Genomic DNA, 5,978 nt, shown 5'->3' with positions numbered 1-5,978 from the left:
AGGGACCCCGGACCCCCACCCACCGGGGAACCGCGCCTCCGCAACGCGGAGCACCCGCACCAACCAGCCCGTCCGGCAATTGAGGACGGAACCCCCGGCCCCGGACCGGGGCACGCAGGAACCCACCCCCGGGCCACTGCCTACGAGTGGCCGAGGTCCTCCGTCGGCCCGTCCGTCTCCACCGGCACGGAGCCGGAATCCCGTGCCGGACGCAACGGGTACTCGTCCACCTGCATCGTGTCCAGCGCATGCGGCGCCGGCTTCGGCGGCTTCGGCATCACCGCGGCCTCCGAATGCCCACCGCATCCGTACGACAGGGACACCACGTGCCCATCCGCCGGACCGAACTCGTTCGCGCACACCCCGAAGGCCTGCTTCAGCGAGCCCGTGAGCGGCACCAGGAAGGCGCACGACACGCAGGTGGCCGGGGCCGCCTGCGCCATGGGCGTCTTCGCGCCGAATTCCTCGTCCCAGCGGTCGGCCGCCGCGTACAGCCCGTACCGGGACAGCACCCGCGCACGCCGCATGCCCAGCTCGTCCGCGACCGCCGCGATCGAGCCGCGGCGCGGCGGCTCCGGGCGCGTCGTCAGTTCCGCGTCCTCGGACTCGACGAGATCGGCCAGCTCGCCCGAGACCGCGGAGTTCGGCGGCAGCTCGTCCTCGCCGGTGTAGCCCGGCTCCAGGCGCAGATCGTCCGCCTCGGTGGGCAGCAGATCGCCCGGCCCCATGTCGCCCGGCCGCAGCCGCTCGCTCCACGGCACCCACTCCGGCGCGAGCAGCGCGTCGCTGCCCGGCAGCAGGACCGTCTCGTCCAGGGTGACGTTCTTCGCGCGGGAGGCCCTGGCGACCGTCACCGCCCAGCGCCAGCCCCGGTAGGCGGGGTCCTTGCACTCGAAGTAGTGCGTGACGACGCGGTCCCCCTCGGGGACCACGGCCACATGCTCACCCACAACCCCTGGCGCGGCCGCTTCCTCGGCCGCCGAGCGTGCGAGGTCTACGGCCTCGGCGCACAGACGGTCGGGAACGGGGGTACGGGCCGTACGGCTTCTCGTCGTCGCAGCACTCACAGGTCTCGCTTCTCTCCTACGCCAGTCTCACGAGCGCGCCAGCACATCCATCGATTTCGGCCATACGGTTGCGGGCGGAGCGGACCTGGGGGCCGCGTCGACGTCCACACCCGTTGTGCCTGCCTCGGGCGCACCTTCTTCGATCCATTCTGCGGGATCGCCGAGAGGCGCGCGGCCAAGAACAACCGCCGGTGGCGCGCTACGCACGCTACCCTCTCCGCCGCTCCCCGCCCACCTGCCCGTCCCAAACGACGCCGTATCCGACGCCGTGTCCCGTGTGAAGAACGCACTCCGGCCACCCCGATCCGCGCCACCGCACCCCCTGCGACCTGGCCGATCACTGACCCGACGGGGCGGTACCCACCGCGTCCCGCCCCGATCTCGGTTCGTGACGCCGGGGACTGGGGCACTATGGCCAAGTGGCTTCTGCCAGGTCGCACGACGAAGCCGGCCCGCTCCGCAGAACGGGCCGGTCGATCGGTCATGCCCTCCGATCCCCGTTCACCGGAACCGCCCGAGGCATCCGGAAGGCGACACACGCCCACGGGGCCGGTGAGTCGGGCCTCGGCAAGCTGATCGAGCTGCACGCGGTGAACGGCGCGGGCGACGTGATGATCACCGTCGCGCTCGCGTCGACCGTGTTCTTCTCCGTACCGACGGACCAGGCCCGCGGCCGGGTCGCGCTGTACCTCGCCGTCACCATGGCGCCCTTCATCCTCCTCGCCCCGGTCATCGGCCCGCTCCTGGACCACCTGCCGCACGGCCGCCGCGCCGCCATGGCGGGCTCCATGCTGGCCCGGGCCGTGCTGGCGCTCACCATGTCGGGCGCGGTCGCCACCGGGGGCCTGGAGCTGTACCCGGCCGCCCTGGGCGTACTGGTGTGCTCGAAGGCGTACGGAGTGGTGCGGAGCGCCGTCGTACCGCGTCTGCTGCCACCCCGTTTCTCGCTCGTGAAGGCCAATTCGCGGGTCACCCTCGCCGGTCTCCTGGCCACCGGCGTCGCCGCGCCCATCGGGGCGGGGCTCCAGACCATCGGGCCGCCGTGGCCGCTGTACGGCGCGTGCGCGATCTTCGTCGGCGGCGCCGTCCTCGCCTTCACGCTGCCGCACAAGGTGGACTCGGCGAAGGGTGAGCGGAAGGCGCACCTGGTGCCACCGCACGGCGAGGGCGCCATGAACGCCACGCCCAAGAGCGGAAAGGAATCCGCCACTCCCCGGGCCAAGGCTTCCAAGGCTTCCAAGGCTTCCAAGGCTTCCAAGGCTTCCAAGGAGAAGAACGGCGAGAAGCGGCCCGGGCTGCGCTCCGTCGGCCCGTCCGTCCTGCACGGCCTCCAGGCCAACGCCTCCCACCGGGCGCTCTCCGGCTTCCTGATCTTCTTCCTCGCGTTCCTGCTGCGCGAGCACCCGCTGGCCGGGCAGAGCGCCGCGATCTCGCTCGGCATCGTCGGAGTGGCGGCCGGGGTGGGCAACGCGCTGGGCACCGCGGTCGGCTCCTGGCTCAGGGCCCGCGGCCCCGAGATCATCATCGCCTCGGTGCTGGGCCTGGCCCTGGGCGTCGCCGTGCTGGCCGCCGCCTTCTTCAGCACGGTCATGGTCGCCGCGCTCGCGGCCACGGCCGGCTTCACCCAGGCCCTGTCGAAGCTGTCGCTGGACGCGATGATCCAGCGCGACGTGCCGGAGGAGGTACGGACGTCCGCCTTCGCCCGCTCGGAGACGCTGCTCCAGATGGCCTGGGTGATCGGAGGGGCGATCGGGATCGCCCTCCCCCTCAACGGAGTACTGGGCATGTCGGTCGCCGCGGGCCTCCTCGCACTCGGTGCCGCCACGTCCGTACGGGGTCTGCTGGGCGCCGCGCGGCGCGGCTCGCCGCACCCCCGCGTGGCGTGAGCCGGGGCGACCGATAGCCTTCGGCCCATGACCGTTGCGTTCTTCTCCGGTAAGGGCCGTCGAATCGGCGTCGCTCTTGGTGCCGTGTCCGCGGGACTCCTTGTCCTCTCCGCCTGCGACAAGCCGACGCCGCTCGCCACCGTGACGGTCGGCGACAACTCGGTGAGTGCCGAGGCGTCCTGCTACAACGACGGCAAGGCCCTCAAGGAATCCGATATCCAGGGCTGTCTCAACAAGAAGGCCGAGAAGACCGTCAAGGTCTCGATGGAGGACCAGGTCCACTTCGGTGTCGACCCCGAAGTCGCGGACAACGGCTGGACGATCTTCATCAACGGCCAGCAGGCCGAGCAGGAGCCGAACAAGAAGACCTACCGGTCCATCCAGGGCAGCGCCTTCTTCTCCAGCCAGACCGGCGAGACCACGAAGCAGACGCAGATCAGCATCGTGGAGACCAAGGGCAAGCAGCTGACCGGCATCTGGCACTTCGAGTTCAAGAAGACCAACTGACGCCCTCCTGACCTCGGAGGACTCCCCCCGTGCGTGTGCTTGTCGTGACCGCTGTCCCGGTGGAACGGGACGCGGTCACGCGTGCGTCCGGGCCCCCTTCGGCGGTCGGTGTCCATACGGTGCCGGGCGCGGAACTGCACCGCGCCGGCCCCTACGACGTCCTCGCGGGCGGTGCGGGTCCGGCCGCGGCGGCGGCCTCCGCCGCCTTCGCCCTGGCCTCGGACCACTACGACCTGGTGATCTCGGCCGGCATCGGCGGCGGGTTCGCCGGTGTCGCCCCGGTCGGCTCCCTCGTCGTGGCCGGCCGCATCGGCGCGGCTGACCTGGGCGCCGAGACCCCCGCAGGGTTCGTGCCCGTCACCGACCTCGGCTTCGGCCGGGTATGGCACTTCCCGCCTCGCTCGCTGGTGAAGGCGGTGGTCGCCGCGACCCGCGCGGTGACCGGCGACGTCCTCACCGTCTCCACCGTGACCGGCAGCGCCGAACGCGCCGCCGCCCTCCTCGCCGCACACCCCGGTGCCGTGGCCGAGGCCATGGAGGGCTTCGGGGTTGCGGAGGCAGCCGCCCTGACCGGCGTGCCCGTCCTGGAGATCAGGGCCGTCTCCAACGCCGTCGGCCCGCGCGACCGCGACGCCTGGCGCATCGGCGACGCGCTGGCCGCGCTCACCGAGGCGTTCGGGACGCTCACCCCCGTACTGGAAGGCTGGATCCACCATGACCGAAATGACTCCTGACCCGCTGCGGATCGCCTTCTCGCCGTGCCCGAACGACACGTTCGTCTTCGACGCCTGGGCGCACGGACGGGTCCCCGACGCGCCCGCGCTCGACGTCACCTTCGCGGACATCGACATCACCAACGGCATGGCCGAGCGCGGCGAGCTGGACGTACTCAAGGTGTCGTACGCGGTGCTGCCCTGGGTCCTCGACGAGTACGCGCTGCTTCCTTGCGGCGGGGCGCTGGGCCGGGGCTGCGGGCCGCTCGTCCTGACGAAGGAGGCGGGCACGGACCTGACGGGGAAGACCGTCGCCGTGCCGAGCGAACGCTCCACCGCGTACCTGCTGTTCCGCCTCTGGGCGGCGGAGGTCGTGCCCGGCGGCGTGGGCGAGATCGTCGTCATGCCGTTCGACGAGATCATGCCGGCGGTGCGGGACGGCAAGGTCGACGCCGGTCTCGTCATCCACGAGGCCCGCTTCACGTACCAGAACTACGGCCTGCACAACCTGGCCGACATGGGACGCCACTGGGAGGACACGACCGGGCTGCCCATCCCGCTCGGCGCGATCATCGCCAAGCGCTCCCTGGGCGCAGACACGCTGAAGCTTCTCGCCGACTCGGTGCGCACGTCGGTACGGATGGCGTGGGACGACCCGGAGACGTCGCGCCCCTACGTCCTGGAGCACGCGCAGGAGATGGACCCGTCCGTCGCCGACCAGCACATCGGTCTGTACGTGAACGAGTTCACCGCCGACCTCGGAGAGGACGGCTACGCGGCGATCCGCGGCCTGCTGACGCGCGCCGCGGCCGAGGGACTGGTGCCGCCCCTCGGCCCGGACGCGCTGTCGTTCGCCTGACCTTTCTCCACTTACACGTCGAGCTGGTCCGCGACCGCCCGCAGCAGACCGGCGATCTTCGCACCGGACGCCTTGTCGGGGTAGCGGCCGCGCTCCAGCATCGGCGTGATGTTCTCCAGCACGGTCGTCAGATCCTGCACGATCGACGCCAACTCGTCCGGCTTGCGGCGCTGGGCGGCCGCGACGGACGGGGTGGGGTCGAGGACCACTACGGAAAGCGCCTGGTCACCGCGTTGCCCGGCGACCACGCCGAACTCGACGCGCTGGCCGGGCTTGAGTGCGTCGACTCCGTCGGGAAGCACGGACGAGTGCACGAAGACGTCGCTGCCGTCGTCGCGGGAGAGGAAGCCGAAGCCCTTCTCACTGTTGAACCACTTGACCTTGCCAGTCGGCAAAGCACGCACCCCATCTCAACCCGTATGCCGGAACAAAGCCCTCAGCAGGTCAGGCCGTCCTGTGGTCGTGCTTCCCCTGCTGGCAGAAGCCTCCACAGGTGAAGTACCCCTCGTCAAGCCTGGTCATCCGGACTCTGTCCGGAAACGGCACCTGCTTCGGCCGTGGGCGGGCAGATGCCCCGGGAACTACCATCACGGGGTGAGTACTCCTTCTTCCGGCGCAGGCGACCGGCTGGTCCGTATCGGCGCGATCGTCTTCCTCATCGGCGCCCTGTCGACCCTGGCCACCATGGCCCCGCTCTTCCTCGGCACGGACCCGCTGCCGCCGATCGCCTGGTCCCTGTGCATGCTGATGGGCGTCGGCTTCCTGATCGCCGCGGCGGGCGTGATCCGCTCGGTACGGGCGGGGTCGACTCGGCAGTAGTCGCCCCTTCCCGGGGCGGGGGGTTCCGTCCTCAATCGCCGGACGGGCTTGTGTGCGGGTGCTCCGCGCGGTGCGGTGCGCCTCTGTCCGGTGGGTGGGGGTGGGGTCCCTCCGGGGAGACTCCTCA

At 71.3% G+C, this 5,978-nt stretch carries 7 protein-coding genes; 5 read left to right on the top strand and 2 right to left on the bottom strand.

The features are described 5' to 3' along the window. Window positions 1-140 precede the first annotated feature (140 nt). A complete protein-coding gene (locus tag ACIBJG_RS38585) occupies window positions 141-1,067 on the bottom strand; it encodes a DUF3027 domain-containing protein (RefSeq protein WP_399315000.1) in 927 nt (308 codons plus the stop codon). 419 nt (window positions 1,068-1,486) lie between these two features. On the opposite strand from ACIBJG_RS38585, the gene ACIBJG_RS38580 reads away from it, so the two are divergent. Genes ACIBJG_RS38580 through ACIBJG_RS38565 form a run of 4 tightly spaced genes read left to right on the top strand, consistent with a single transcriptional unit; the run spans window position 1,487 to window position 5,032 of the window. Further along, complete coding sequence (locus ACIBJG_RS38580; RefSeq protein ID WP_399314998.1) at window positions 1,487-2,953, top strand: MFS transporter; 1,467 nt, start codon at window positions 1,487-1,489, stop codon at window positions 2,951-2,953. 27 nt (window positions 2,954-2,980) lie between these two features. Further along, a complete protein-coding gene (locus ACIBJG_RS38575; protein WP_399314996.1) occupies window positions 2,981-3,460 on the top strand; it encodes a DUF2771 domain-containing protein in 480 nt (159 codons plus the stop codon). Between the two features lie 29 nt (window positions 3,461-3,489). Continuing rightward, window positions 3,490-4,194, top strand: a complete 705-nt coding sequence (locus ACIBJG_RS38570) for a futalosine hydrolase (RefSeq protein ID WP_399314995.1) — start codon at window positions 3,490-3,492, stop codon at window positions 4,192-4,194. Then, window positions 4,175-5,032, top strand: a complete 858-nt coding sequence (locus ACIBJG_RS38565; protein ID WP_399314993.1) for a 1,4-dihydroxy-6-naphthoate synthase — start codon at window positions 4,175-4,177, stop codon at window positions 5,030-5,032. Before ACIBJG_RS38570 ends, ACIBJG_RS38565 begins: the two co-directional genes overlap by 20 nt. 11 nt (window positions 5,033-5,043) lie before the next feature. Here the strand turns inward: ACIBJG_RS38565 and ACIBJG_RS38560 are convergent, their stop codons facing one another. Next, window positions 5,044-5,427 carry a cold-shock protein gene (locus ACIBJG_RS38560; protein WP_399314991.1) on the bottom strand — a complete coding sequence of 128 codons (384 nt, stop codon included), beginning with the start codon at window positions 5,425-5,427 and terminating at the stop codon, window positions 5,044-5,046. A 199-nt stretch (window positions 5,428-5,626) separates the two neighbouring features. Here ACIBJG_RS38560 and ACIBJG_RS38555 point away from each other — a divergent pair, with 199 nt between their 5' ends. Next, complete coding sequence (locus ACIBJG_RS38555; RefSeq protein WP_399314990.1) at window positions 5,627-5,851, top strand: hypothetical protein; 225 nt, start codon at window positions 5,627-5,629, stop codon at window positions 5,849-5,851. Window positions 5,852-5,978: the final 127 nt, after the last annotated feature.

The organism is Streptomyces sp. NPDC050422 (assembly GCF_044458665.1).
In the GTDB taxonomy this organism is placed as follows: domain Bacteria; phylum Actinomycetota; class Actinomycetes; order Streptomycetales; family Streptomycetaceae; genus Streptomyces.
Note: the sequence above shows the minus strand (reverse complement) of the source record. Positions and strands in the feature narration are given on the sequence as shown.

Excerpts from the sequence above, each read along its gene's own strand:
- ACIBJG_RS38575 (WP_399314996.1), top strand. The coding sequence starts at position 2,981 with ATGACCGTTGCGTTCTTCTCCGGTAAGGGCCGTCGAATCGGCGTCGCT.
- ACIBJG_RS38565 (WP_399314993.1), top strand. The coding sequence starts at position 4,175 with ATGACCGAAATGACTCCTGACCCGCTGCGGATCGCCTTCTCGCCGTGC.